This window comes from Aeromonas piscicola, from assembly GCF_000820005.1.
Lineage (GTDB): Bacteria > Pseudomonadota > Gammaproteobacteria > Enterobacterales > Aeromonadaceae > Aeromonas > Aeromonas piscicola.
Genome location: NZ_CDBL01000057.1, coordinates 123,051 through 145,763, shown reverse-complemented (window position 1 = coordinate 145,763; position 22,713 = coordinate 123,051). Strand labels below are relative to the sequence as shown.

Annotated in this window: 19 protein-coding genes; 12 read left to right on the top strand and 7 right to left on the bottom strand. The window is 63.3% G+C overall.

Annotated elements, in window-relative coordinates; translation table 11 throughout:
- Window positions 1-80: 80 nt before the first annotated feature.
- Window positions 81-1,595, bottom strand: a complete 1,515-nt coding sequence (locus BN1128_RS15590; RefSeq protein ID WP_042870376.1) for a YifB family Mg chelatase-like AAA ATPase — start codon at window positions 1,593-1,595, stop codon at window positions 81-83.
- Between the two features lie 384 nt (window positions 1,596-1,979).
- Here BN1128_RS15590 and ilvG point away from each other — a divergent pair, with 384 nt between their 5' ends.
- The 6 genes from ilvG (at window position 1,980) to ompA (ending at window position 9,775) form a co-directional block, all read left to right on the top strand.
- Window positions 1,980-3,626 (top strand): acetolactate synthase 2 catalytic subunit, encoded by a 1,647-nt coding sequence (ilvG, locus tag BN1128_RS15585; RefSeq protein WP_042870374.1) that lies wholly within the window; start codon window positions 1,980-1,982, stop codon window positions 3,624-3,626.
- Entirely contained in the window at window positions 3,623-3,913 is a 291-nt protein-coding gene (gene ilvM / locus BN1128_RS15580; RefSeq protein WP_042870372.1) for an acetolactate synthase 2 small subunit, read from the top strand. Before ilvG ends, ilvM begins: the two co-directional genes overlap by 4 nt.
- A 12-nt stretch (window positions 3,914-3,925) precedes the next feature.
- Complete coding sequence (locus BN1128_RS15575; RefSeq protein WP_042870370.1) at window positions 3,926-4,870, top strand: branched-chain amino acid transaminase; 945 nt, start codon at window positions 3,926-3,928, stop codon at window positions 4,868-4,870.
- 142 nt (window positions 4,871-5,012) lie between these two features.
- A complete protein-coding gene (gene ilvD / locus BN1128_RS15570) occupies window positions 5,013-6,854 on the top strand; it encodes a dihydroxy-acid dehydratase (RefSeq protein ID WP_042870368.1) in 1,842 nt (613 codons plus the stop codon).
- Between the two features lie 3 nt (window positions 6,855-6,857).
- Window positions 6,858-8,378, top strand: coding sequence for a threonine ammonia-lyase, biosynthetic (gene ilvA, locus BN1128_RS15565; RefSeq protein WP_042870366.1), 1,521 nt, complete (start codon window positions 6,858-6,860; stop codon window positions 8,376-8,378).
- Between the two features lie 290 nt (window positions 8,379-8,668).
- Entirely contained in the window at window positions 8,669-9,775 is a 1,107-nt protein-coding gene (gene ompA / locus BN1128_RS15555) for a porin OmpA (protein ID WP_042870362.1), read from the top strand.
- A gap of 48 nt (window positions 9,776-9,823) precedes the next feature.
- Here the strand turns inward: ompA and BN1128_RS15550 are convergent, their stop codons facing one another.
- Window positions 9,824-10,276, bottom strand: coding sequence for an HPP family protein (locus BN1128_RS15550; protein WP_042870360.1), 453 nt, complete (start codon window positions 10,274-10,276; stop codon window positions 9,824-9,826).
- A gap of 78 nt (window positions 10,277-10,354) precedes the next feature.
- Between BN1128_RS15550 and BN1128_RS15545 the strand changes: the two genes are divergently transcribed.
- Both BN1128_RS15545 and BN1128_RS15540 read left to right on the top strand, forming a co-directional pair.
- The gene (locus tag BN1128_RS15545) at window positions 10,355-10,909 is read left to right on the top strand and encodes a TetR/AcrR family transcriptional regulator (RefSeq protein ID WP_042870358.1); all 555 of its coding nucleotides are present in this window, start codon (window positions 10,355-10,357) and stop codon (window positions 10,907-10,909) included.
- A gap of 52 nt (window positions 10,910-10,961) precedes the next feature.
- Window positions 10,962-12,059, top strand: coding sequence for an EF-hand domain-containing protein (locus BN1128_RS15540; RefSeq protein ID WP_042870356.1), 1,098 nt, complete (start codon window positions 10,962-10,964; stop codon window positions 12,057-12,059).
- 87 nt (window positions 12,060-12,146) lie between these two features.
- On the opposite strand, the gene priA is transcribed toward BN1128_RS15540, so the two are convergent.
- Window positions 12,147-14,354 carry a primosomal protein N' gene (gene priA, locus BN1128_RS15535; protein WP_082030432.1) on the bottom strand — a complete coding sequence of 736 codons (2,208 nt, stop codon included), beginning with the start codon at window positions 14,352-14,354 and terminating at the stop codon, window positions 12,147-12,149.
- Between the two features lie 147 nt (window positions 14,355-14,501).
- On the opposite strand from priA, the gene rpmE reads away from it, so the two are divergent.
- The 3 genes from rpmE (at window position 14,502) to BN1128_RS15520 (ending at window position 17,693) form a co-directional block, all read left to right on the top strand.
- Window positions 14,502-14,717: a 50S ribosomal protein L31 gene (gene rpmE, locus BN1128_RS15530; protein WP_042035896.1), complete on the top strand. Its 216-nt coding sequence runs from the start codon at window positions 14,502-14,504 to the stop codon at window positions 14,715-14,717.
- Between the two features lie 116 nt (window positions 14,718-14,833).
- A complete protein-coding gene (locus BN1128_RS15525) occupies window positions 14,834-16,267 on the top strand; it encodes a DUF2867 domain-containing protein (RefSeq protein ID WP_042870451.1) in 1,434 nt (477 codons plus the stop codon).
- A 181-nt stretch (window positions 16,268-16,448) separates the two neighbouring features.
- A complete protein-coding gene (locus BN1128_RS15520; protein ID WP_042870354.1) occupies window positions 16,449-17,693 on the top strand; it encodes a malic enzyme-like NAD(P)-binding protein in 1,245 nt (414 codons plus the stop codon).
- A 76-nt stretch (window positions 17,694-17,769) separates the two neighbouring features.
- On the opposite strand, the gene BN1128_RS15515 is transcribed toward BN1128_RS15520, so the two are convergent.
- The 4 genes from BN1128_RS15515 to trmA all read right to left on the bottom strand — a co-directional run bounded on the left by BN1128_RS15515 (window position 17,770) and on the right by trmA (window position 21,397).
- A complete protein-coding gene (locus BN1128_RS15515) occupies window positions 17,770-17,952 on the bottom strand; it encodes a hypothetical protein (RefSeq protein ID WP_021138483.1) in 183 nt (60 codons plus the stop codon).
- Window positions 17,953-18,006: 54 nt separating this feature from the next.
- Entirely contained in the window at window positions 18,007-19,332 is a 1,326-nt protein-coding gene (gene rstB / locus BN1128_RS15510; protein WP_042870352.1) for a two-component system sensor histidine kinase RstB, read from the bottom strand.
- A gap of 85 nt (window positions 19,333-19,417) precedes the next feature.
- A complete protein-coding gene (gene rstA, locus BN1128_RS15505; protein ID WP_042870349.1) occupies window positions 19,418-20,125 on the bottom strand; it encodes a two-component system response regulator RstA in 708 nt (235 codons plus the stop codon).
- A gap of 138 nt (window positions 20,126-20,263) precedes the next feature.
- Window positions 20,264-21,397 carry a tRNA (uridine(54)-C5)-methyltransferase TrmA gene (gene trmA, locus BN1128_RS15500; RefSeq protein ID WP_042870347.1) on the bottom strand — a complete coding sequence of 378 codons (1,134 nt, stop codon included), beginning with the start codon at window positions 21,395-21,397 and terminating at the stop codon, window positions 20,264-20,266.
- A gap of 171 nt (window positions 21,398-21,568) precedes the next feature.
- Here trmA and BN1128_RS15495 point away from each other — a divergent pair, with 171 nt between their 5' ends.
- Window positions 21,569-22,711 carry a DUF5610 domain-containing protein gene (locus BN1128_RS15495; protein WP_042870346.1) on the top strand — a complete coding sequence of 381 codons (1,143 nt, stop codon included), beginning with the start codon at window positions 21,569-21,571 and terminating at the stop codon, window positions 22,709-22,711.
- Window positions 22,712-22,713 lie beyond the last annotated feature (2 nt).

Sequence of the window (22,713 nt, the reverse complement as noted above, 5' to 3'; positions counted from 1 at the left end):
CCATAATATCAGCCGATGGCCCGCTAGACCATGCACAGGGCCATCAGCAGCCCAGGGCTCATGTTTTCGGCATTCGGCCTTCAGCCGCTGCGCAGCCGCGACAGCAGCCGATCCATGGCGCGATAACCGAGCGCCTCGATAAGATGCTCTTTGCCGATGGCCGGTTGCCCCGCCAGATCCGCTATGGTGCGCGATACCCGCAGTATGCGGTGCCAGGCCCGGATGCTAAGCCCCAGTTTCTGGATGGCGTTCTCCAAAAACTCGGCATCTTGCGCTGATAATCGGCAAATATCCTCTATCTCGCGACTATCCAGCAGATTGTTGAGCTTGCCATTGCGGCTCAGCATCCGCTCTCGCGCCGCCAGCACCCGAACGCGGATCTGCTGGCTCGACTCCCCCCGTTCCGCCTTGCCGGTGAGGCTGCCCTTGGGCAGCAGCGGCACCTCCACCGTCAGGTCGAAGCGATCGAGGAAGGGGCCCGAGAGCTTGCCGAGGTAGCGCAGTATCTGATCCGGGCTGGAGCGGGTCTGGCCATCGCCATAGTGGCCGCAGGGGCTGGGATTCATGGCGCCCACCAGCTGGAAGCGGGCGGGGAAATCCACCTGACGGGCGGCGCGGCTGATGGTGATGTGGCCCGTCTCCAGCGGTTCGCGCAGGGAGTCGAGTACCTTGCGCTCGAACTCCGGCAGCTCATCGAGAAACAGCACACCATTGTGGGCCAAGGATATTTCGCCAGGTCTGGGATGGCTGCCACCGCCCACCAGGGCCACGGCGGAGGCACTGTGATGGGGCGTGCGATAGGGTCTGTGGTGCCAGTGACCGGCGCGCGGGGTCAGGCCGCCGATGGAGTGGATGGCGGCGGTCTGCTGCGCCTCCTGCTCACTCAGGGGTGGCAAGATGCCGGGCAAACGGCTGGCCAGCATGCTCTTGCCGGTACCGGGCGGGCCTATGAACAGCAGGTTGTGGCTGCCGGCGGCAGCGATCTCCAGCGCCCGCTTGGCCTGGGACTGGCCGATCACGTCCTGCAGATCCGGCACATCGGGCAGGGCATCCGTGGTCTGGGGATCCGGCAGCGGCAGCTCGTACTGACCCGCCAGCCAGGCGGTGACGGCCAGCAGCTGGTGGGCGGTACGCACCTCGGCATCCTGGATGAGAGAGGCCTCGGGGCCGTTCTCTCGCGGCACCAGCAGGGTGCGTCCCGCATCGCGGCAGGCGAGCACGGCGGGCAGCACCCCGAGCACGGGGCGGATCTCGCCGGTCAGGGCCAACTCCCCTAAAAACTCGTGATCGAGCAGGTATTTTGCCGGTATCTGCTTGGAGGCGGCGAGAATGCCGATGGCGATGGCCAGATCGAAACGGCCTCCCTCCTTGGGCAGGTCGGCGGGGGCCAGATTGACTGTGATGTGTTTGCTCGGGAACTCGAAATTGCCGTTTAGCAGGGCACTGCGCACCCGATCCCGGGATTCCTTCACCGACGTTTCCGGCAATCCCACCATGTTGAAGGCGGGCAGACCGTTGGAGAGGTGAACTTCCACCGTGACTTGCGGCGCTGCTATCCCCAGGCTGGCACGGCTATAAACCACAGCTAATGACATAAATCCCGTCCTTGGTTTGATGTATGTGCTGGTTAACCGTTTTTTATTAGTTTTTTGTTCCAGCCGTTAGGCTGCTGCTTAGTCAAAATCAGAGTCTTGTCAGGTAAAAAAGGCTTGCCCAATAAAAATCACCGTGCTAGTTCTAATAGCCATTCGCGGTGCAAACCGCCCCAATTTCACAGGATTTCCGGTTGTAACTATGAACATGGCCTCCCGTTTCGTCAGCATTATTGTGGTCCTAGTGGTGATTATTATCTCACCGCTCGGGGCTCGTTTAGCTGCACGGAACAAGGGATAGACCCACCACCGGACAGAACGAAACAAGCGACCCCCGAGCCTCACAGCTCGGGGGTTTTTTTTCGACCAAAGGACAGGATTTTCCACATGAACGGCGCGCAGTTTTTGGTACAGGCTCTCAAGAAACAGGGTGTGACCCAGGTGTTTGGTTACCCGGGCGGAGCCATCATGCCGGTCTACGACGCCCTGTATGACGGGGGTCTTGCCCATCAGCTCTGCCGCCACGAGCAGGGGGCCGCCATGGCTGCGGTGGGTTACGCCCGCGCCTCCGGTCAGGTGGGGGTCTGTATCGCTACCTCGGGTCCGGGTGCCACCAATCTGGTGACCGGGCTGGCGGAGGCGCTGCTCGATTCCGTGCCGCTGGTGGCCATCAGCGGTCAGGTGCCCTGTTCTGCCATCGGCACCGATGCATTTCAGGAGGTCGACGTGCTCGGCATGTCCCTCTCCTGCACCAAGCACTCCTTCATGGTGACGGATGCCGCCGATCTGGGGCGGGTGCTGGCGGAAGCCTTTGCCATCGCCACCGAAGGGCGCCCGGGGCCGGTGCTGATCGATTTTCCCAAGGATGTGCAACTTGCTGCCGTGCCGCCCCAGAGTCCACTGTTTGCGGTGGAGGAGCCGGAGGCGCTCAACCCGTCAGAGTTGGCGGCTGCCTGCACCCTGCTGGCCGCCGCTGAGCGCCCGGTGCTCTACGTCGGTGGCGGGGTGGGCATGGCCAATGCCGAGCAGCAGCTGCGCGACTTTGCCGCCGTCACTGGCATGCCTGCGGTCACTACCCTCAAGGGGATTGGTGCGCTCGACCCAGACAGCCCTGTCTATCTGGGCATGCTCGGCATGCACGGTACCAAATCGGCCAACTATGCGGTGCAGCAGTGCGATCTGCTGGTGGTAGTGGGTGCCCGTTTCGATGACAGGGTGACCGGCAAGCTGGAGGAGTTTGCCCCCGAAGCCAAGGTGATCCATCTGGACGTGGATGCCGCCGAGTTCGGCAAGCGCCGCGCCGCCGAAGTGGGCATCACCACTGATCTCAAGCGGGTGTTGCCCGCCCTGGCCATGGCGCTGGCCATCGATCCCTGGCGTGAGCACTGCGCGCGCATGGCTCGCGAGTATGCGTTTCGCTACGACCATCCCGGCCAGCCCATCTATGCCCCGGCCCTGCTCAAGCAGCTTTCGGCCCGTCTGCCAGACACCAGCGTGGTGGCCTGCGACGTCGGTCAGCACCAGATGTGGGTGGCACAGCACATGCGTTTCACCAGTCCGCGCAACCACCTCTCCAGCGCAGGCCTCGGCACCATGGGGTTCGGCCTGCCCGCCGCCATCGGCGCCAAGATGTCGCGCCCCGATGACGAAGTGGTGCTGGTGAGCGGTGATGGCTCCTTCATGATGAACGTGCAGGAGCTGGGCACCATACGCCGGGCCCAGCTCAAGGTGAAGATGGTGCTGATCGACAACCAGCGTCTCGGCATGGTGCGTCAGTGGCAGGAGCTGTTCTTCGATGGCCGCTACAGCGAAACCATCCTCTCCGACAACCCCGATTTTGTCGCCCTGGCCGCCGCCTTCGGCATTCCGGGCGAGACCATCACATGCAAGGAGCAGATAGCCGGAGCCCTCGATCGCCTGCTTAAGAGCGAAGGCGCCTATTTGCTGCATGTGGCTATTTCAGAGGAAGAAAACGTCTGGCCCCTGGTTCCGCCGGGAGTCGCCAACCACAAGATGATGGAGCAACGCCCATGAACCCGCACACCCTTGCACAGCCAGCATTTGTACAACACATCCTGCATATCCACGCCCAGCCCAGACCCGAAGTGATGGAACGGGTGCTGCGGGTGGTGCGTCACCGCGGCTTCGCTCTCTGCGCTCTCACTATGGAAACGAGAGCGGAGCAGGATTGCCAACAGCTGCGGATCACGGTTACTGTCGAGTCGGAGCGCCCCATCCAGCATTTGTGGAGCCAGCTGGTCAAGCTGGTGGACGTCTCCCGGGTCGATGCACTGGAACAGCAACCCCGGATCAGAGCTTAAGGAGCAACAGCAATGTCACAGTCTTCCCAATCCCCCACTCAGCCCAAGTACATCTGGTTCAACGGCAGCCTGGTGCCCTGGCAAGATGCCCAGGTGCACGTCATGAGCCACGCCCTGCACTACGGCTCCTCTGTGTTCGAGGGCGTGCGCGCCTACGACACCCCCAAGGGCACCTGCATCTTCCGGCTGCAGGAGCACACCCGCCGCCTGTTCGACTCCGCCAAGATCTACTGGATGGAGGTGCCTTACAGCGAGGCCGAAGTGAATGAAGCCTGCCGCACCGTGGTGCGCGAGAACGGCCTGAAGAGCGGTTATCTGCGCCCGCTGGCCTTTGTCGGCAACGTGGGGCTGGGTCTGCATCCGCCGCTGGATGCCAAGGCCGATCTCATGGTGGCTGCCCTGCCGTGGGGTGCCTATCTGGGGGAAGAGGGGCTGAAAAACGGGGTGGATGTGTGCGTCACCTCCTGGAATCGACTGGCCCCCAACACGATTCCGACTGGTGCCAAAGCTGGTGGCAACTACCTCTCCTCCCAACTCATCAGCCGGGAAGCCAAGCGCAACGGCTATGCCGAAGGGCTGGCGCTGGACGTGAATGGCTACCTGAGCGAGGGGGCGGGGGAGAACCTGTTCCTGGTGAAGAATGGCGTGCTGTTCACCCCGCCTGCCACCGCCGCCATCCTGCCCGGCATAACCCGCGACACCATAATGACGTTGGCCCGCGATCTGGGCTACGAGGTGCGCGAGCAGGCGTTGCCCCGCGAGGCGCTCTATGTGGCGGACGAGATCTTCATGACAGGCACAGCCGCCGAGGTGACACCTGTGCGTTCGGTGGATCGGATGAAGGTAGGCGCCGGCTGTCGTGGCCCGGTGACAGAGCAACTGCAAAACGCCTTTTTTGGCCTGTTCAACGGCCAGACCGAGGACAAGTGGGGCTGGTTGACGCCAGTCAACGACTGATTGCAGAGGGGAGGCGATGTGCCTCCCCGAGTCGCTTCCGGTCAGGGCATCAGCCTAGTGCCCTGACCAGGATCGATTCCCGATCCGCGAGTCACACATTCAAGAAATCATGCGCCCCATGGGCATTCAGGGAGTAGAGACAATGCCGAAGTTGAGATCCGCCACCACCACCCACGGACGTAACATGGCCGGGGCCCGCGCCCTCTGGCGCGCCACCGGCATGACAGATCAGGATTTTGGCAAGCCCATCATCGCCGTGGTCAACTCCTTCACCCAGTTCGTGCCCGGCCACGTTCACCTCAAGGACCTGGGCCAGCTGGTTGCCCGCGAGATCGAAGCCGCCGGCGGGGTGGCCAAAGAGTTCAATACCATAGCCGTGGATGACGGCATCGCCATGGGCCACGGTGGCATGCTCTATTCGCTGCCGTCTCGGGAGCTGATTGCCGACTCGGTGGAGTACATGGTCAACGCCCATTGCGCCGACGCCATGGTCTGCATCTCCAACTGCGACAAGATCACCCCGGGGATGCTGATGGCGGCCCTGCGCATCAACATACCCGTGATCTTCGTTTCCGGCGGCCCCATGGAGGCGGGCAAGACCAAGCTCTCCGATCAGATCATCAAACTGGATCTGGTGGATGCCATGATCCAGGGCGCCGACCCCAAGGTCTCCGATGCCCAGAGCGAACAGGTGGAGCGCAGCGCCTGCCCCACCTGCGGCTCCTGCTCCGGCATGTTTACCGCCAACTCCATGAACTGCCTGACCGAGGCGCTGGGCCTCTCCCAGCCGGGCAACGGCTCCATGCTGGCGACCCACGCCGATCGCGAGCAGCTGTTCAAGCTGGCGGGCCAGCGCATCGTCACCCTGGCCAAGCGCTGGTATGAGCAGGATGACGAGACAGCCTTGCCGCGCAACATCGCCACCAAGGCGGCGTTCGAGAACGCCATGGCGCTGGATATCGCCATGGGCGGTTCCACCAATACGGTGCTGCACCTGCTGGCGGCGGCGCAGGAGGCGGGTGTCGATTTCACCATGGCTGACATCGACCGCATGTCGCGCAAGGTGCCCCAGCTCTGCAAGGTGGCGCCCTCTACCCAGAAGTACCACATGGAAGACGTGCACCGTGCCGGTGGCGTGGTCGCCATCCTGGGCCAGCTGGAGAAGGCGGGTCTGGTGCACGGCGATACCCGCACCGTACTGGGCGGCTCCCTGGCCGAACTGCTCAACGAATATGACGTCAGCCGCCAGCCGAGCCAGGAGGTGGTGGACTTCTACCGCGCCGGTCCGGCCGGGATCCGCACCACCAAGGCGTTCAGCCAGGATTGTCGCTGGCCCGAGCTGGATGTGGACAGAGCCGAGGGCTGCATCCGCTCGCTGGAGCATGCCTACAGCCTGGAGGGCGGCCTCGCCGTGCTTTCCGGCAACCTGGCCCTTGATGGCGCCATCGTAAAAACGGCCGGCGTGGATGACGAGAACCTCTGCTTCCGTGGCCCGGCCCGGGTATTCGAGAGCCAGGACACGGCGGTTGCCGGCATCCTGGATGGCACGGTCAAGGCCGGTGAAGTGGTAGTGATCCGCTACGAAGGGCCCAAGGGCGGCCCCGGCATGCAGGAGATGCTCTATCCCACCACCTATCTCAAGTCCATGGGATTGGGCAAGCAGTGCGCCCTGATCACCGATGGCCGCTTCTCCGGCGGTACTTCGGGTCTCTCCATCGGTCACGTCTCGCCTGAGGCTGCCTCCGGCGGCACTATCGGTCTGGTGGAGGATGGCGACATCATCAACATCAACATCCCGGCCCGCAGCATGGTGCTGGAGGTGGCCGACAGCGTGCTGGCCGCCCGCCGTGTTGCCGTGGAAGCCCGTGGCTGGAAGCCGCTCGACCGTCAGCGTCAGGTCTCCTTTGCCCTGCGCGCCTACGCCATGCTCGCCACCAGCGCTGACAAGGGCGCTGTGCGTGACCGCAGCAAGCTGGAGGAGTAAACAATGGTCTCTGCGGCTGATTATCTGCGCAAGGTGTTGCTCTCCCCCGTCTATGAGGCGGCGCGAGTCACCCCGTTGCAAACGTTGAAAAAACTCTCCGAGCGGCTCGGCAATCACGTCAGTCTGAAGCGGGAGGATCTGCAACCGGTTCACTCCTTCAAGCTGCGCGGTGCCTATCACAAGATTGCCACCCTGACCCAGGAGCAGAAGGATCACGGCGTCATCGCCGCCTCTGCCGGCAACCATGCCCAGGGGGTCGCCCTGTCGGCGGCCAAGCTCGGCATCAAGGCCATCATAGTGATGCCCAAGACCACGCCGGACATCAAGATAGATGCGGTGCGCCGGCTGGGCGGCAACGTCATGCTGTTTGGCAACAGCTTCGATGAGGCCTATGCCGAGAGCCGCCGCCTCTCCGAACTGGAGGGCTACACCCTGATACCGCCGTTTGACGACGTCGAGGTGATCGCGGGCCAGGGCACTATCGGCAAGGAGCTGCTGGAGCAGGATACCCACCTCACCCACGTCTTCGTGCCTGTGGGGGGCGGCGGTCTGGCCGCCGGTGTGGCCGTCTACATCAAGCAGCTGCTGCCGGATGTGAAGGTGATCGGGGTGGAAGCGGAGGGGTCTGCCTGTCTCAAGGCCGCCATGGAGGCCGGCGAGCCAGTCAATCTGGATCGGGTCTCGCTGTTTGCCGATGGTGTGGCTGTCAAGCGCATCGGCACAGAGACGTTTCGCCTGTGCAACCAGTATCTGGACGAGGTGGTGACTGTCTCCAACGACCAGATCTGTGCCGCACTGAAAGACATCTTCGATGATTGCCGCGCCATCGCCGAGCCGTCGGGGGCTTTGTCATTGGCGGGACTTAAGGCCTACAGCGAGCGTGAACAGGTCAAGGGCGGGCGGATGGCAGCCATCCTCTCCGGCGCCAACGTCAACTTCCACAGCCTGCGCTACGTGTCGGAGCGCTGCGAGATCGGCGAGAAGCGCGAGGGCATGCTGGCGGTGACCATCCCCGAGCGCAAGGGGGCCTTCCTTGACTTCTGCCGTCAGCTCGGCCCGCGCATGGTGACCGAGTTCAACTACCGCTACTCGGATGCGGCTCAGGCCTCCCTGTTCGTCTCGGTGCGTCTTACCGGTGGCGACGAGGAGCTTGGCCAGATCATCGAGCAACTCGGTGGCAACGGCTATCCAGTGGTCAACATGACAGAGAGCGAGCTGGCCAAGAACCACGTGCGCTACATGATTGGCGGCCGCCCGGCCCGGCCCCTCGGTGAACGTCTCTACAGCTTCAAGTTTCCGGAGCAACCGGGCGCCCTGATGCGCTTTCTGGAGACCCTCGGCTGTCGCTGGAACATCAGCCTGTTCCATTACCGCAACCACGGCGCCGACTACGGCCGCGTGCTCTGCGCCTTCGAGCTGCCGGACGAGGATGTGGCCGCCTTCCACGACTACCTGCGCGAGATTGGCTACGGCTGGAAAGAGGTGAGTGACGACCCCGCCTACCGGCTGTTTTTGGCCAGCTGATGACCAGCAGAACACAAGCAGGGAGGCCGCAAGCCTCCCTCTTTTTTTGTGGCCGTGGCGGCTGACGAGCCGGGGAAACCGGCTGGGCCGGTTGCTGCCCGCCCCCTCACGGCGATCCTGCATCTGCGCCGTTTTCCCGTCTGGAATGTCGCCAGCTTCACACTCTTGAGTCCCAAGTCATTTGAGGCCGGCGAGAGATGGGATAACCTGATGAGCGGGGCCGGGTTCGCCCCATCAGGGAAGATAAGCGCATAGCGCGCCCATAACGACTCATTGCAGAGGCTTTCACCATGAACAAATCGATACTTGCCGTGCTGGTCAGCGGCCTGCTTGCGACGGGGGCCGTGCAGGCTGCCGCCCAGGACAACACCTGGTATGCCGGCGGCAAGGCCGGTTGGTCCAACTACTTCGACGTCGACCAGAAGCAGGTTGTCTCGGATACCCTGGGCGCGCTGCAAAATACCGGCACCAGCAAGGATGCTCTCGGGCTGGGTGCGTTCGCTGGTTATCAGCTCAACCCCAACCTGGGTTTCGAATTCGGCTATGACTGGTTCGGCAAGTACACCTCGTCCGGTGATCTGAGTGGGATCAGGGTAGAGGGGGAAGCCAAAAGCCAGATGATACAGGCCACCATGAAGATAGGGTTACCGGTCAATGATGCGCTGGATCTCTATGGCCGGATTGGCGGCGGCTACGCCTGGACCAACAGCGAGCTGTCGGCCCAGACTGCGACCGATTTCATCAAGGAGACAGGCAACAAGCATGGGGCCGCGTTTGTCGGGGCGCTGGGGGCCGAATACGCGATAGACCGTGACTGGGCTGCCCGTATCGAATATCAGTACACAACGCCGCTGGGGGACACCTCCCTCGATCGCTCCGGCATAGAGATGGATAACGGCCTGCTCTCCGTCGGCATGCTCTATCGCTTCGGGCAGCAGGGGGGCGATGTGGTGGCCCCGGCACCTGCGCCGGCCGCAGCGCCTGCTCCCGCCGCCGTGGTCGTCACCCAGCAGTTCAGCCTGAACTCGGACGTGCTGTTCGAGTTCAACAAGGCCACCCTGAAGCCGGCCGCCAGTCAGGCGCTCGATACCCTGTTCAGCCAGATAGTGGCCGCCAATCCCAAGGATGGCGTGGCGACCGTGATCGGACATACCGACCGCATAGGCTCCGATGCCTACAACCAGTCCCTGTCGGAGCAGCGTGCCCGCAGCGTGGCCGACTACCTGATCGCCAAGGGGCTGTTTGCCGACAAGGTGCGGGTCGAGGGGCGTGGCAAGTCCTCCCCCGTGACCGGCAACAACTGCAGCAGCGGTTCCAAGCCTGCGTTGATCGCCTGTCTGGCCCCGGATCGCCGGGTGGAAGTGCGGCTGGAAGGCGTCTCCCAGGCCGCCAAGTAACTGTACTGGTGTGAATCACAACAAGGGAGGCTTGGCCTCCCTTGTTGTTTATATGGCCTTGGGCTGCCACAGCCGCAACCGCTGAAAGCCGTAGCTCAGCAGGATCAGCAGCAAGGCACCGGGCAGCACGGTTTGCCACAGGAAGGGCCACGCCTGTCCCGTCATCAGCACCAGCAGGGGGTTGGCGCCGGCGGGCGGGTGTATGAGGTTCAGGCCCTGCATCAGCGCAATGGCCAGCCCCACTCCCAATGCCAGCTGCAACTCCAGCGGCAAGGGGAGCGATTGCACCAGCAAGCCAACCGTGGTCGTCAGCAGGTGGCCCCCGAGCACATTGTACGGGCGGGCCAGCGGGCTGGCCGGCAGTGAAAACAGCAGCACGCAGCTTGCCCCGAAAGGCGCCATGATCAGAGCCGTGTGCCAGCTGAGGTTCAGCCAGCCCAACACCCCGATCGCCAGTGCTGCGCCTACGCCTGCCCATAACGGGCCATACCATTTTGTCATCACGTTTCCCTCTTGGTTTGTCTGACGTGATTAGGCACATTAGGTAGACAGATCGGTGTACTTCAAGGGGGAAATAACGTGAGTGAAAAGCGGCAGCAGCTGATGGAAACCGCCTATCGGCTGTTCAATCGTCATGGCTTTCACGCAACCGGCATAGATCGCATCTGGGCGGAGGCAGGGAGCACCAAGCGTACCCTCTACCGTCACTTTCCCACCAAGGATGCGCTGATCGAAGAGGTGCTGCGGTCCCGTGAGCGGGAGTTTTTTGCCCTGCTGGAGGCGCGGCTCGCGGGTCGGAAGGGCAGGAAGGAGCGGTTGCACGCCCTGTTCGACGGATTCGGGGAGTGGTTTGGCCGCAGCGACTTCTATGGCTGCAACTTCATCAATGCCAGCGCCGAGTTTGCCGACCCGCGTCATCCGGTTCGCAAGCTGGTGGTGGCACACAAGCAGGCGCTGCTGAACTGGGTCAGGGCGCAGCTCGGGTGCAGCCTCTCGCACGCCACCGGGCTCTGCCTGCTGCTGGAGGGAGCAGTGGTGATGGCCCACAGCTATCAGCAGCCGTTGGTGCTGGAGCAGGCCAGATCACTGGCCTTGACCTTGTTATGTACCGATGGTGAGGCTGCCACGCTCTGATATAGCCAATCAGTGTTAAGCCTGACGCGACATTCGGTCGATAACTGACCAGATGTATGGCGCCGAGGATCAACGTATGCGCATCGATCACTACGATCTCCAGGGAGAGGTACAGCACCAGTATCAACAGCTGCAGGCTCGCAAGGTACGCAACCTCGGGCCCGTCGCCCCTGCCGTGCCCGGGAGGCCTGCGGGGAATGAGGCCACGCCCACGACGGATCGGGTGGTGGCCGAGCTGATGCGCACCGTCAGCGCGAGCGTCATGCAGGGGAGTGCGAGCCAGTCAGGCGGCGCCAGTGCAGAGAGCGTACCCTCTCTGGTCAAGCCGGAAGAGGAAGAGGCCGGTCCCGACGAGGGGCTGGATAATCGGCTGCGGCTCATCAAGCTGATGATAGAGGCCATGCTCGGCCACGAGATAGAGCTGCCGACGCCCATCAAACCCGCCGAACAGACCACGGAGGGGGTGCCGACTCCGCAAGGGGAGGCAACCCAGACTCCCCCCGAGCCGGATCAGGCGGTGGAGGTAACCGATACCCTGCTGCAGCGGGAGCAGCTCAACGTGGTGGCGGCGGCCAGCGTAGAGACCAAGGATGGCCAGACCCTGCAGCTCGATCTCGGCTTTGTGCTCGACTGGCGCCAGCTTGATATCAGCCAGCGCCGTACCACCCTCAATGCCCTCAAGGATCCGCTGGTGCTCAGTCTGGATGGCAAGATCGCCGATCTGACCGAGGCGCGGGTCAACTTCGACATCGATCAGGATGGCAAGGACGACAGCCTGCCGGGTCTGAGCGAGGGCAGCGGTTTCGTGGCGCTGGATCGCAACGGCAACGGCACCATAGACGATGGCGGCGAATTGTTCGGAGCCCGCTCGGGCAACGGCTTCGGCGAGCTGGCGGCACTGGATGAGGATGGCAATGGTGTGCTGGATGAAGGCGACAAATCCTTCTCGGCCCTGCAGTTCTGGCGCCCGGACAATGCCCCCGTTGCACTGGTGGAGCTGGGGATAGGCGCCATACTGCTGCACCCTCTGGATACCCCCTTCAATCACTTGGGCGAAGGCGGCAATCAGGGGGTCTTGCGCCAGTCCGGTCTCTATCTCACCGAGCAGGGCAAGGGCGGTTGGGTGCAACAGATAGACCTGAGGGTCTGATCCCGGGCCCAGGCTTGCGAATCGCGGTATCGTGAGTCACAACTGCTGGCGAGTCACCGCCAGCGCCTGAGTAATATACCAACTGACTCAGTTCAGCTCTGTGGGGTCTATATCCAGACTCCAGCGCACCTTCTTGGTCTCGGGCCAGCCATCCAGCTCCTTGACCGCCCAATCCAGCAGTTGTGCCAGCGGTGCCCGGTTTGGCCCCTGCACCAGCAGTTGCATGCGAAATTTGCCCGCCTTGCGTTCCATGAAGCCGCTGATGGGTCCCAGCACCTGCACGTGGGGGTAACGGGCACTGCGCAATGTCTCGGCGAGGCGGGTGAGAAACAGCTGCACCTCGTCGCGGCCGTTGGCCTCGGCCCGGAACAGTCCCTGATAGCTGAACGGCGGCAGCCCCAGCAGGTGGCGCTCCTTGAGCGCGGTATCGGCGAAGTGACCGTAACCGTTCTGGGTCAGATCCTGCAGCAGGGCGTGCTCCGGGTGATGGCTCTGCAACACCACCAGCCCAGGCTTGCTGGCGCGCCCGGCGCGCCCCGCCACCTGGGTGTAGAGCTGGGCCAGTTTCTCGGCGGCGCGAAAATCGGCGGAAAACAGGGCGCCATCCACATCCAGCAGGCCCACTAGCGTCACATCCGGGAAATGGTGGCCCTTGGCCAGCATCTGGGTGCCGATCAGGATCTTGTACTTGCCCGCCTTGATGTCGCCGAGATGGGTCTCCAGCTCCCCCTTGCGGCGGGTGTTGTCTCTGTCGATGCGCACTACCGGGTATTGGGGAAAAACCGTGGTGAGCAGCTGTTCCAGCTGCTCGGTGCCGACTCCCGAGCCGATCAGTTCCTTGCTGCCGCACTCGGGGCAGCTGTGGGGCAGGGGGCGCACGCTGTCGCAATGATGGCAGTGCAGGCGACGCCCTGCCTGATGCCAGGTGTACCAGGCGTCACAGCGCTCGCAGGCGGCGCTCCAGCCACACTGGTGGCAGATAAGCGAGGGGGCATAGCCGCGCCGGTTGAGAAACAGCATCACCTGGTTGCCGGCCACCAGGTGCTCCGCCATCAGCTGCTCCAGCTGGGGAGAGAGCCCGGCCTGCAACCGAACGCTCTTGATGTCCAGGATCACCTGACGAGCGGTCTGGGCGTTACCGGCGCGCCGCGTCAGGCTGAGGTGGTGATACTTGCCGGTTCTGGCATTGTGCAGCGTCTCCAGCGAGGGGGTGGCCGAGCCGAGCAGGATGGGAATGCCGGCGCGATGGGCCCGCATCACGGCGAGATCCCGGGCGTGGTAGCGAAAGCCGTCCTGCTGCTTGAAGGAGCCGTCGTGCTCCTCGTCGATGATGATGATGCCGAGGTTCTTGAACGGGGTGAACACGGCGGAGCGGGTGCCGATCAGGATGGCGGCGCCGCCATCGCGGCAGGCGAGCCAGGCATCGAGCCGCTCCCGATCGTTCATGGCCGAGTTCATCGCCACCACGGGTACCTTGAAGCGGCGACGGAAGCGGTTGATGGTCTGGGGGGTGAGACCGATTTCGGGCACCATCACCAGCGCCTGCTTGCCCGCCTTGAGCAGGGGCTCGAGAATGCTCAGGTATACCTCTGTCTTGCCGGAGCCTGTGATGCCGTCCAGCAGGAAGGCGCCGAACTGGTTGCTCTGACTGGTGACGGCGGATACCGCCAGCGCCTGCTCGCCGTTGAGGCGCAGCCCCTCTCCCGCGTCAAAATGCGTCGCCCAGTCGCCGTCGTGGCTGGGTTCCAGCGAACGCTTCTTCAGCAGCCCCTTCTTCTCCAGCGCCGTGAGTGCCGCGCTCTGGATCTCCTCCTGCTTGAGTGCTGACGGCGTCTGCGGCCCCTTGCGCAGCAAGGCGAGGGCCTGTTGCTGCTTGGCGGCCCGCTTGAGCTCGTTGAGATCGATAGCCATGCCGGCCTCAGTGGCAAACCAGAACTCCAGCTCCCGGTAGGCGGCGGGCTCCCCTTTGCGCACCAGCACCGGCAGGGCGTGAGGCAGCACCTCGCCCAGCGGGTGCTGGTAGTAGCTTGCGCTCCAGGCCATCAGCGCCAGTATGTCCGGCCCCAGCACAGGGGAGCCATCAAGCACTCGCTTGATGGGCTTGAGCTTGTTGCGGGGCACCTGGCTGTCGGTCGGATGCTCCACCACCAGCCCGACCAGGGTCTGGGGACCGAAAGGGATCTCGACCCGACAGCCGGGCTCAGGCAGGGGCAAGGGAGAGAGATAGTCGAAGTGACGGCGTAACGGTACCGGCACAGCGACACGAACCAGATCCAGCGTTTGGGAAGAATTCACCAGGGATTGCCTATTTTTTCTGCGAAGCCACTTGCCTGATCTCAGGCATTTCCTATATTATTCGCAGCCTTTGAAACTGTGTTCAACAATCGTGTGGTGTCCGACAGAAGATCGGATAGCGACACGGCCTGATAATTGAGGTTGTCCATGAAAGCTGGTATTCATCCTAACTATGTAGCCATCACCTGCAAGTGCTCCTGCGGTAACGTGATCAACACTTTCTCTACCCTGGGTAAAGATCTGAACCTGGACGTGTGCTCTGCATGCCACCCGTTCTATACCGGCAAGCAGAAAGAAGTTTCTAGCGGCGGCCGCGTAGACAAGTTCAACAAGCGTTTCGGTGGCTTGACTGCCAAGAAGTAATCTTACTTCTGAAGAATTCTGAAAAAGGCGCCCATCGGGCGCCTTTTTTATTGGTTGGCGTTCTGTATTGAAGCGGTTTGCCCTATGGTGTTGGCTCAATCATGGGAGAAGAACAGATGCGCACATGTCTGGTGATGGGAGCGGCAGGGTATATAGGGTCTTATCTGGTGCCCCACCTGCAAGGGCTGGGTTATCGGGTGATCGCCGGGGCCCGTCGCCCTTGCCGTCTGCCGCAGGGGGTGGAGTTTCGCCTCGCCGACAGCCTCAAGCCCATCACGCTGCTGCCCGCGCTGGCGGGCATAGACACCGTCTTCTATCTGGTGCACGCCATGGGGGCCGGCGCCGATTTTCACCGGCTGGAGCAGCAGGGGGTGAAGAACTTCGCCGCCGCCGCCCGCGCCGCCGGGGTGCGCCGCATCATCTATCTGGGGGCCATCCAGCCCGAGCGTTGCAATAGCCGTCACCTCAACTCCCGCCGCCATTGTGGCGAGCTGTTTCGTGACTCTGGCGTGCCGACGGTGGAGCTGCGCTCCGGCATCATCATAGGGCCGGGCTCGGCCGCCTTCGAGGTGATGCGGGATCTGGTGTTCAACCTGCCCATGATGGTCACGCCCAAGTGGGTGCGCTCCCGCACGCCGCCCATAGCGCTCTCCAACCTGTTGCATTACCTCGGCGGGCTGGTGGAGGTCGAAGGGGTGGATGGCCGGGTGCTCAACGCCGTCGGCCCCGAGCTGCTCAGCTATCAGCAGCAGTTGCAGAAGTTCGCAGCCCATATCGGCAAGCGCTGTCCCATCATCCCCATCCCGTTTCTGAGCCCCCGTCTCTCCGCCTGGTGGCTGCAATTCGTCACGTCTGTGCCGCAACCGGTGGCCAAGGCGCTGGTGGGTGGCCTCAAGCACGACATCCCGGCCGATGACGGCCCGTTGCGGGCCCTGCTGCCGCAAACCCTGCTCAGCTTCGACGAGGCGCTCGGGGAGAGTCTGGCGCTGGAACAGAAGCTGGGTGCCGAGCAGCAGGGTCAGGAGACGCCGCTGGGCTTGCGCTGGCGCCATCCCGAGTACGGCTTCTATGACCGCACCGCCAGCGGGGAGGCCATCTGTCTCGCTTCGCCCGAGGTGGTGTGGCAGGTGTTGCAGCAGCTGGGGGGCGAGCAGCGCTACTTCTACATGAACGAGCTGTGGGTGGTGCGCGAATGGATGGATCACCTGATCGGCGGCCCGGCCCGCACCCGTGGCCGCACCAACCCGGATCGCTTCGTGAAGGGGGACATGCTGGACTCTTGGCAGATCCTCGGAGTCGACGAGGGGCGCAGGCTGGATCTGCTGTTCAACATGAAGGCCCCCGGCGTCGGGCGGCTGGAGTTCAACATACTGCCGGAGGAGTCCGGTCTGACCCGCATCAAGGTAACGGCACACTGGCATCCGCAGGGCGCCTGGGGACTGGCCTACTGGCTCGCCATGCTGCCGTTCCACCTCTTTATCTTCCTGGGGATGACGGAGGCCATCGCCAGGCAGGCAGAGGCGAAAGCGGGCATTCCTGTGATGGGGTGAAACCATATCTATAACTAAATAGGTATTTGTGGTTGGCATGACATGCTGATTACTGGCTTGTCAGTGGCGTCGAGGCGATACTTTCCTCTGTGAAAGCCCGATGGTTTTCTTTATGATCCCCAGCCCTCGCCCGCTGGCGAGCCAATGCACCACTCCATTCACTTCCGTATCGGGGTCCCCCATGTCCGATCTGCGTCAACAAGCACTCGATTACCATGCCCAGCCCGTGCCGGGCAAAATTACCATCGCCCTCACCAAGCCTGCCGAGACAGCCCACGATCTGGCGCTGGCCTACAGTCCGGGTGTGGCCGAGCCGGTGCGCGAGATCGCCGCCAATCCCGATGATGCCTACCGCTACACCGGCAAGGGCAACCTGGTGGCCGTCATCTCCAACGGTACCGCCATTCTGGGACTGGGCAATCTGGGCCCGCTGGCCTCCAAGCCGGTGATGGAGGGCAAGGCCCTGCTATTCAAGCGCTTCGCCGGCATAGACGCCATCGACATAGAGGTGAAGCACGAGACCAGCCAGCAGTTCATCGACACTGTGGCGGCCATCGCCGATACCTTCGGTGGCATCAACCTGGAAGACATCAAGGCGCCCGAGTGTTTCGAGATCGAGCAGGCGCTGATCGCCCGCTGCGATATCCCGGTATTCCACGATGACCAGCACGGTACCGCCATCGTCACCGCTGCCGGTCTGCTCAATGCGCTGGAAGTGCAGGGCAAGCGCATCGAACAGAGTCGCATCGTCTGCATGGGGGCCGGTGCTGCCGCCACCGCCTGCATGGACTTGCTGATCAAGTGCGGCGCCGCGCCACACAACATCTTCATGCTCGATCGCCAGGGGGTGATCCACACAGGCCGCACCGATCTCAACCAGTACAAGCAGCGCTTCGCCAACGACACGCCGCTGCGCACCCTGATGGATGTCATTGAAGGGGCGGATGTATTTGTCGGTGTTTCCGGCCCGGATGTGCTGCCCGCCGAAGCGGTTGCCCTGATGGCGCCGCGCCCGGTGATCTTCGCCTGCTCCAACCCGGACCCGGAGATCAAGCCATCCCTGGCCCACGCGGTGCGCGACGATCTCATCATGGGCACGGGCCGTTCGGATTATCCCAACCAGATCAACAACGTGCTCTGCTTCCCCTTCATCTTCCGCGGCGCGCTGGACGCCCGTGCCAGCCGCATCAACGATGCGATGAAGATAGCCGCGGTGGAGGCGATCCGCGGTCTGGTGAAGGAGCCGGTGCCAGCCGAGGTGCTGACTGCCGCCGGGGTGAGCGCGCTTTCCTTCGGCAAGGACTACGTCATTCCCAAGCCGATGGATGCCCGTCTGCTGCCACGGGTGGCCCGCGCCGTGGCGCTGGCGGCGATGGCTTCCGGCGTGGCACGCGTCGCGCTACCGGCAGATTACATGCTGGAATAAACCGGCGGCACCATGCCGACCACGACAGAAGGGGCCCCTGGGGGCCCCTTTTCATTACGGAAAGCTTGATACATCGTTATTTGGTCTTGGGAGCGACCTTGACGGCCGGTGCCTTGGCATGAGTGGCCTTGTGATGCTTTTTCACCACCTTGGTCTGGGTCGCCTGGGGAGCGGCGGCCTTGGTGGGGGTGGCTGCCATGGTGAAGCCGGAGGTCAGGGCGAAGACAGCGGCCAGGCTCAGGGGGATCAGCTTGTTCATATTCCAGTTCCTCATTCGGGTTGATGACATGGAGCGTTTCTCCATGACTTCATCCTAGGGCCGTTCCGCTGGCGGTTCAGTGAGTGGCTGGTGACGGTTTGTATCCAAATGTACGGGCAGCTTCAGGCAGAAGCGGGCGCCGACTGCGCTGGGCAGCAACTGCACCTCGCCGCCGTGGTGGCGGGCTATGCTGCGCACTATGGCGAGGCCGAGGCCGGCGCCGCCGGTACGGCGATCCCGGCTCTGATCCAGCCGCACGAAGGGTTCGAAGATCTGGGGTGCCAGCGCCGGATCTATGCCGGGGCCGTCGTCGGCCACCTCCAGCAAATAGTGATCCTGCTGCTGGCTCATGGCGAGGGTCACCCGGCTGGTGGCGTGGCGCAGGGCATTGCCGATGAGGTTCTCCAGCGCCCGGTCCAGCAATCGGGTATCGCCGCGCCAGGGCAGAGGATTGGCGGGGTGACTGAATTCGAGCCGGGTTTGTGGCCGCAGCGCCTGCCAGTCCGGGAGACGGCTGCCGGCCCAGCCGGCCAGCTCCAGCTCGCTGCATTGCAGCGGCAGCTCGGGACGATCCAGCCTAGCGTAGGTGAGCATCTCCTCGATGAGGGCGTCCAGTGCCCCCAGGTCGCGCTCCAGCCCCTGTTGTTCCTCTGCCGATGGCTGCGGGTCCAGCATGGCGAGCCGGTAGCGCAATCGCACCAGGGGGGTGCGCAGCTCGTGGGCGATGGCGTCGGTCAGCTGCTTGCGACTGGCCAGCATGGCCTGCAGCTGTTCCGTCATCTGATCGAAGGTGCGTCCCACCCGGCCCAGGCTGCTGCCGGCGGGCAGGCCGGTGCGGCTGGAGAGATCCCCGTCGCCGACCCGGCGGGCCGTCTGTTCGAGCCGTTGCAGGCCGCGCCAGTGCGGGCGCAGCCAGAGCAGTATGGGTAGACCCAGCGAGAGACCTATGGCCAGCAGCAGCCCCACATCCACCCAGTGCAGCTCGTGCAGATAGGAGAGATAGGGCACGGGGCCGACGATCAGCACCTGGTCGGTGCCCGGGATGCGCTGCAGGAAGGTGTCATCCTCCTCGACTATGACTATGTTGCCTGCCTCGAGAAAGGCCTGATCCTCCTTGGCCAGCGGCTGGTTGGCGAGGGCGCCGATCTGCAGCGGCAGGGTGAGCTGGCGGCTCTGCTCCGCCATGCGCGCGGGCCAGTGTTCCGGCGGCAGGCGGGCCAGCTCGCCGGTGAGCAGGCCGAGGGAGCCTTGCATCATCCGCTCCAGATAGCGGTCACCCGCCCGCTCGGCGCTGACCTGATAGACGATGCCGACCAGCAGTATGGCCAGGGTGAAACAGCCGATCAGCAGCAGGTAGAACTGGATAAACAGGCGGCGCATGGGATCTTTCCTCTTTCCTGGATTGCGTCCGGGTGTTGCGTTGTTGTCCCCTCATCCCCCGCAAGGGGAGAAGTGAGCATCAACGTCATTCCCAGGCATGGGGTACCAGCAGATAACCCTTCTGGCGCACCGTCTTGATGCGGGTCGGGTTGTTGCTGTCATCCCCAAGCTTGCGGCGCAGGCGGGAGATGGCCACATCCATGCTGCGGTCCTGGCCGTCGTAGTCGCGGCCCCGCAGGCTGCGAAACAGCGCCTCCCGTCCCAGGATCTGGCCCGCGTGGCAGGCCAGCTCCCACAAGAGATCGAAATCGGCGGTGGAGAGCGGGATGCTGTTGCCATCGAGCCGCACGTCCCGCCCCGGGCCATCGATCCGCAGGCGGCCGAACTGCAGGCGCTGGGGGGGCGTGCTGAGGGCGGCCGGTTGTGGCGCCTGCCCCTGCTGGCGGAACTGGACCCGCAGCCGGGCCAGCAGCACGGGGGGCGGCGTTGTCTTGAGGATGTAGTCGTTGGCACCCAGCTCCAGGCTGAGGATCTGGTTCATGTCGCTGTCGAGGGAGGTGAGCATGACGATGGGGCCCTTGAAGCGCGGGCGCAGATCCCGGCACAGGGAGAGGCCATCTTGCCCCGGCAGCATGATGTCGAGCAGCACCAGGTCGGGTTGCTCGGCCAAGGCTCTGGCCAGTGCCAGGTCGCCTCTGGGTTCCAGCAGCACCTCCATGTCGTGGCGGGCAAGCCAGCTGCTGATGAGCTGGCCTATTTCGGGATCATCTTCAACAAAAAGAATGCGTTGCATTGTGGCATGACACCCAGGCTGTGGCGCGGATGCGCGTGCCGCCAGCATAACGGCTCCCAGCCCGGCGTGCACTGGGATAAATAATCAAACAGGGCCCGCATGCCCTGTCGTCATACTGGTCGTGCAGACGGCTCGAAATCAGCCAGCCTTGCGCTTCAGATAGACCCCGGCTTCCATGTGATGGGTCCAGGGAAACTGGTCAAACAGAGCAAAGCGGGCGACTTCGTGGGTCTCGCCCAGCACCGCCATGTTGGCCTGCAGTGTCTCCGGGTTGCAGGAGATGTAGAGGATGTTGTCGTACTCCTGCACCAGTTTGACCGTGGCATCGTCGAGACCTGCGCGGGGCGGGTCGACGAAGATGGTGTTGCACTGATAACTCTTGAGATCGACCCCCTTGAGGCGGTTGAACTCCCGCTCGCCGCGCATCGCCATGGTGAACTCCTCGGCCGACATGCGCAGTATGATCAGGTTGTCGACACCGTTGGCGGCGATGTTGAACTGGGCTGAGTCGACGCTCGGCTTGGCGATCTCGGTGGCCAGTACCTTGCGAAAATTCTGGGCCAGCGCGATGGAGAAGTTGCCGTTGCCGCAGTAGAGCTCCAGCAAGTCTCCTTCGCTCCCCTTGGTCACATCCAGCGCCCAGCCCAGCATCTGCTCATTGATGGCCGCGTTGGGCTGGGTGAAGCTGTTCTCCACCTGCTTGTAGGTGAGCTGGCGGCCGGCCACGTTGAGCTGCTCGATGACGAAGTCATCGCCCAGACAGATCTTCTGCTTGTGGGCGCGGCCAATCAGCCGCAGGTCGAACCCCTGAGCCCGCAGATCGGCTTGCAGCGTCTCGGCGGCTTGCTGCCACTCGGCTTCGAGTTTGCGATGGTAGAGCAGGCTCACGATGATCTGGCCGGATTGGGTCGAGAGGTAATCGATCTGGAACAGCTTGCGACGCAGCACAAAGTGCGGGCGCAGCCCTGCCAGCAGCACCGGCATCAGCTGGTTGATCAAAAGGCTGGCGGTGGGAAACGCATCGACCCGGATGATCTCCTTGGTGGCCTGGGCATACATGCAGTGGAAGAGGTCATCTCCCTCGTGCCAGATGCGGAACTCGGCGCGCATCCGGTAATGCTCGGCGGGGGAGGCATGCACCTCCAGTGAGGGCGGATTGAACCCGGTAAACAGCTGGGTGAGTCGCTCGCGCTTCTCGTCGAGCTGGGCCTGGTAGTCGGCGGGAGTCCGCAGGGCCTGGGAGTCGGCGCCAGCTTGCTGGATTTGGGTCATGATATACCTCACATGCACACCGGCAGGGCCGGGTCGAAATCGGGGGAAGGCAACGGGCCACCCAAAGGGTGTGGATTTTAAAAGGCCGTTGCAGATTGTCCAGTATTTTGTGGTCAAGAAGTGTTCAGTCAGGCCGATACCTGATCTACAGGCATGGTGGGAGGACACATTATGCAAATCGACGGCGTGGGCTCAGCCCAACCCAAGGGAGTGGGCGTTTCGCCCAAGGCACCCCAACAGGCACAAGAGAAGCAGACCAGCAGCGCAGAGGAGGTCTCCCTGCACAAGCCGCCCAAGTGGGCCCAGGTGCTGGTGCAGCAGGCGTTGCAGTTTGCGCTGGAGATCAACGGTCAGGGTTATCAGGCCCCCAAGGCACAAGAACCCGAGGAGATAACCCCGGAGACCCTGTTCGACTTCCAGTCGGTGGCGGACAACGTATTGCAGTTCGTCACCGGCCGGCTGGGGGCCGCCCGTGCGGACGGCAAGTCAGACGACGACCTGACCGGCATGATGGAGCAGGCCCGCAAGGGGGTGGACAAGGGCTTCGGTGACGCCAGGAAGCAGCTGGGCGACTGGGCCACCGATAACGAAGACATCAAGACCGGTATCGATCAGAGCTACAAGCTGATCCAGAAGGGGCTCGATCAGTTCGAGAAGGAGTTCTTCGGCAAGGTCTCTTCCACCGACATGGGGCAGGCCGAGATGGCTAGTCGCCAGCAGGGCTCGCTGGAGATCCAGACCAAAGATGGCGACAAGGTGGTGCTGCGTTTCAATGACAGCTGGCAGACCAAGTCCCAGAAAGACGACAGCGGCAGCCAGTTCAGCCTCAAGTCGAGCCAGAGCTTCAGCTTCTCGCTGGAGGGGGATCTCAGCAGTGAGGAGATGGACTCCATCGGCAAGCTGGTCAAGGGGATCGATGATCTGGCGGGGAATTTCTTCTCCGGCAACTTCGAGGATCTGCTGAAGAAGGCGGGTGACCTGCAACTGGATGACAGCCAGCTCGCCTCCTACTCCCTCAAGCTCAAGCAGAGCCTCAAGCTGAGCCAGACCTACCAGGGAGCCCACTCGCTGCAGGACATGCTCAAGCCGCTGGCGGACTATCTGCCCAAGCTCGATCAGGTGCAGCAACAGGCGGATGCCCTGCTGCCGGAATCGCAGCAGCAGGCGCTGACCCCTGCGGTGCTGGCGGCCCGCGGCCAGAACGAACCGGCTCAGGTGAACAGCTTTACCAGCTTCAACCAGCGGATGCTGGAGGCGCTGCGAATGATAGGCCAGTTCCAGCCTGCGACCGAGCCCGCCAGCAAGAGCGTCTGAGC

Excerpts from the sequence above, each read along its gene's own strand:
- trmA (WP_042870347.1), bottom strand. The coding sequence starts at position 21,397 with ATGACCCAAATCCAGCAAGCTGGCGCCGACTCCCAGGCCCTGCGGACT.
- ilvD (WP_042870368.1), top strand. The coding sequence starts at position 5,013 with ATGCCGAAGTTGAGATCCGCCACCACCACCCACGGACGTAACATGGCC.
- BN1128_RS15550 (WP_042870360.1), bottom strand. The coding sequence starts at position 10,276 with ATGACAAAATGGTATGGCCCGTTATGGGCAGGCGTAGGCGCAGCACTG.
- BN1128_RS15495 (WP_042870346.1), top strand. The coding sequence starts at position 21,569 with ATGCAAATCGACGGCGTGGGCTCAGCCCAACCCAAGGGAGTGGGCGTT.
- ompA (WP_042870362.1), top strand. The coding sequence starts at position 8,669 with ATGAACAAATCGATACTTGCCGTGCTGGTCAGCGGCCTGCTTGCGACG.
- BN1128_RS15525 (WP_042870451.1), top strand. The coding sequence starts at position 14,834 with ATGCGCACATGTCTGGTGATGGGAGCGGCAGGGTATATAGGGTCTTAT.
- rpmE (WP_042035896.1), top strand. The coding sequence starts at position 14,502 with ATGAAAGCTGGTATTCATCCTAACTATGTAGCCATCACCTGCAAGTGC.
- rstB (WP_042870352.1), bottom strand. The coding sequence starts at position 19,332 with ATGCGCCGCCTGTTTATCCAGTTCTACCTGCTGCTGATCGGCTGTTTC.
- rstA (WP_042870349.1), bottom strand. The coding sequence starts at position 20,125 with ATGCAACGCATTCTTTTTGTTGAAGATGATCCCGAAATAGGCCAGCTC.
- BN1128_RS15515 (WP_021138483.1), bottom strand. The coding sequence starts at position 17,952 with ATGAACAAGCTGATCCCCCTGAGCCTGGCCGCTGTCTTCGCCCTGACC.
- BN1128_RS15540 (WP_042870356.1), top strand. The coding sequence starts at position 10,962 with ATGTATGGCGCCGAGGATCAACGTATGCGCATCGATCACTACGATCTC.
- ilvM (WP_042870372.1), top strand. The coding sequence starts at position 3,623 with ATGAACCCGCACACCCTTGCACAGCCAGCATTTGTACAACACATCCTG.
- BN1128_RS15590 (WP_042870376.1), bottom strand. The coding sequence starts at position 1,595 with ATGTCATTAGCTGTGGTTTATAGCCGTGCCAGCCTGGGGATAGCAGCG.
- ilvG (WP_042870374.1), top strand. The coding sequence starts at position 1,980 with ATGAACGGCGCGCAGTTTTTGGTACAGGCTCTCAAGAAACAGGGTGTG.
- BN1128_RS15575 (WP_042870370.1), top strand. The coding sequence starts at position 3,926 with ATGTCACAGTCTTCCCAATCCCCCACTCAGCCCAAGTACATCTGGTTC.
- ilvA (WP_042870366.1), top strand. The coding sequence starts at position 6,858 with ATGGTCTCTGCGGCTGATTATCTGCGCAAGGTGTTGCTCTCCCCCGTC.
- BN1128_RS15520 (WP_042870354.1), top strand. The coding sequence starts at position 16,449 with ATGTCCGATCTGCGTCAACAAGCACTCGATTACCATGCCCAGCCCGTG.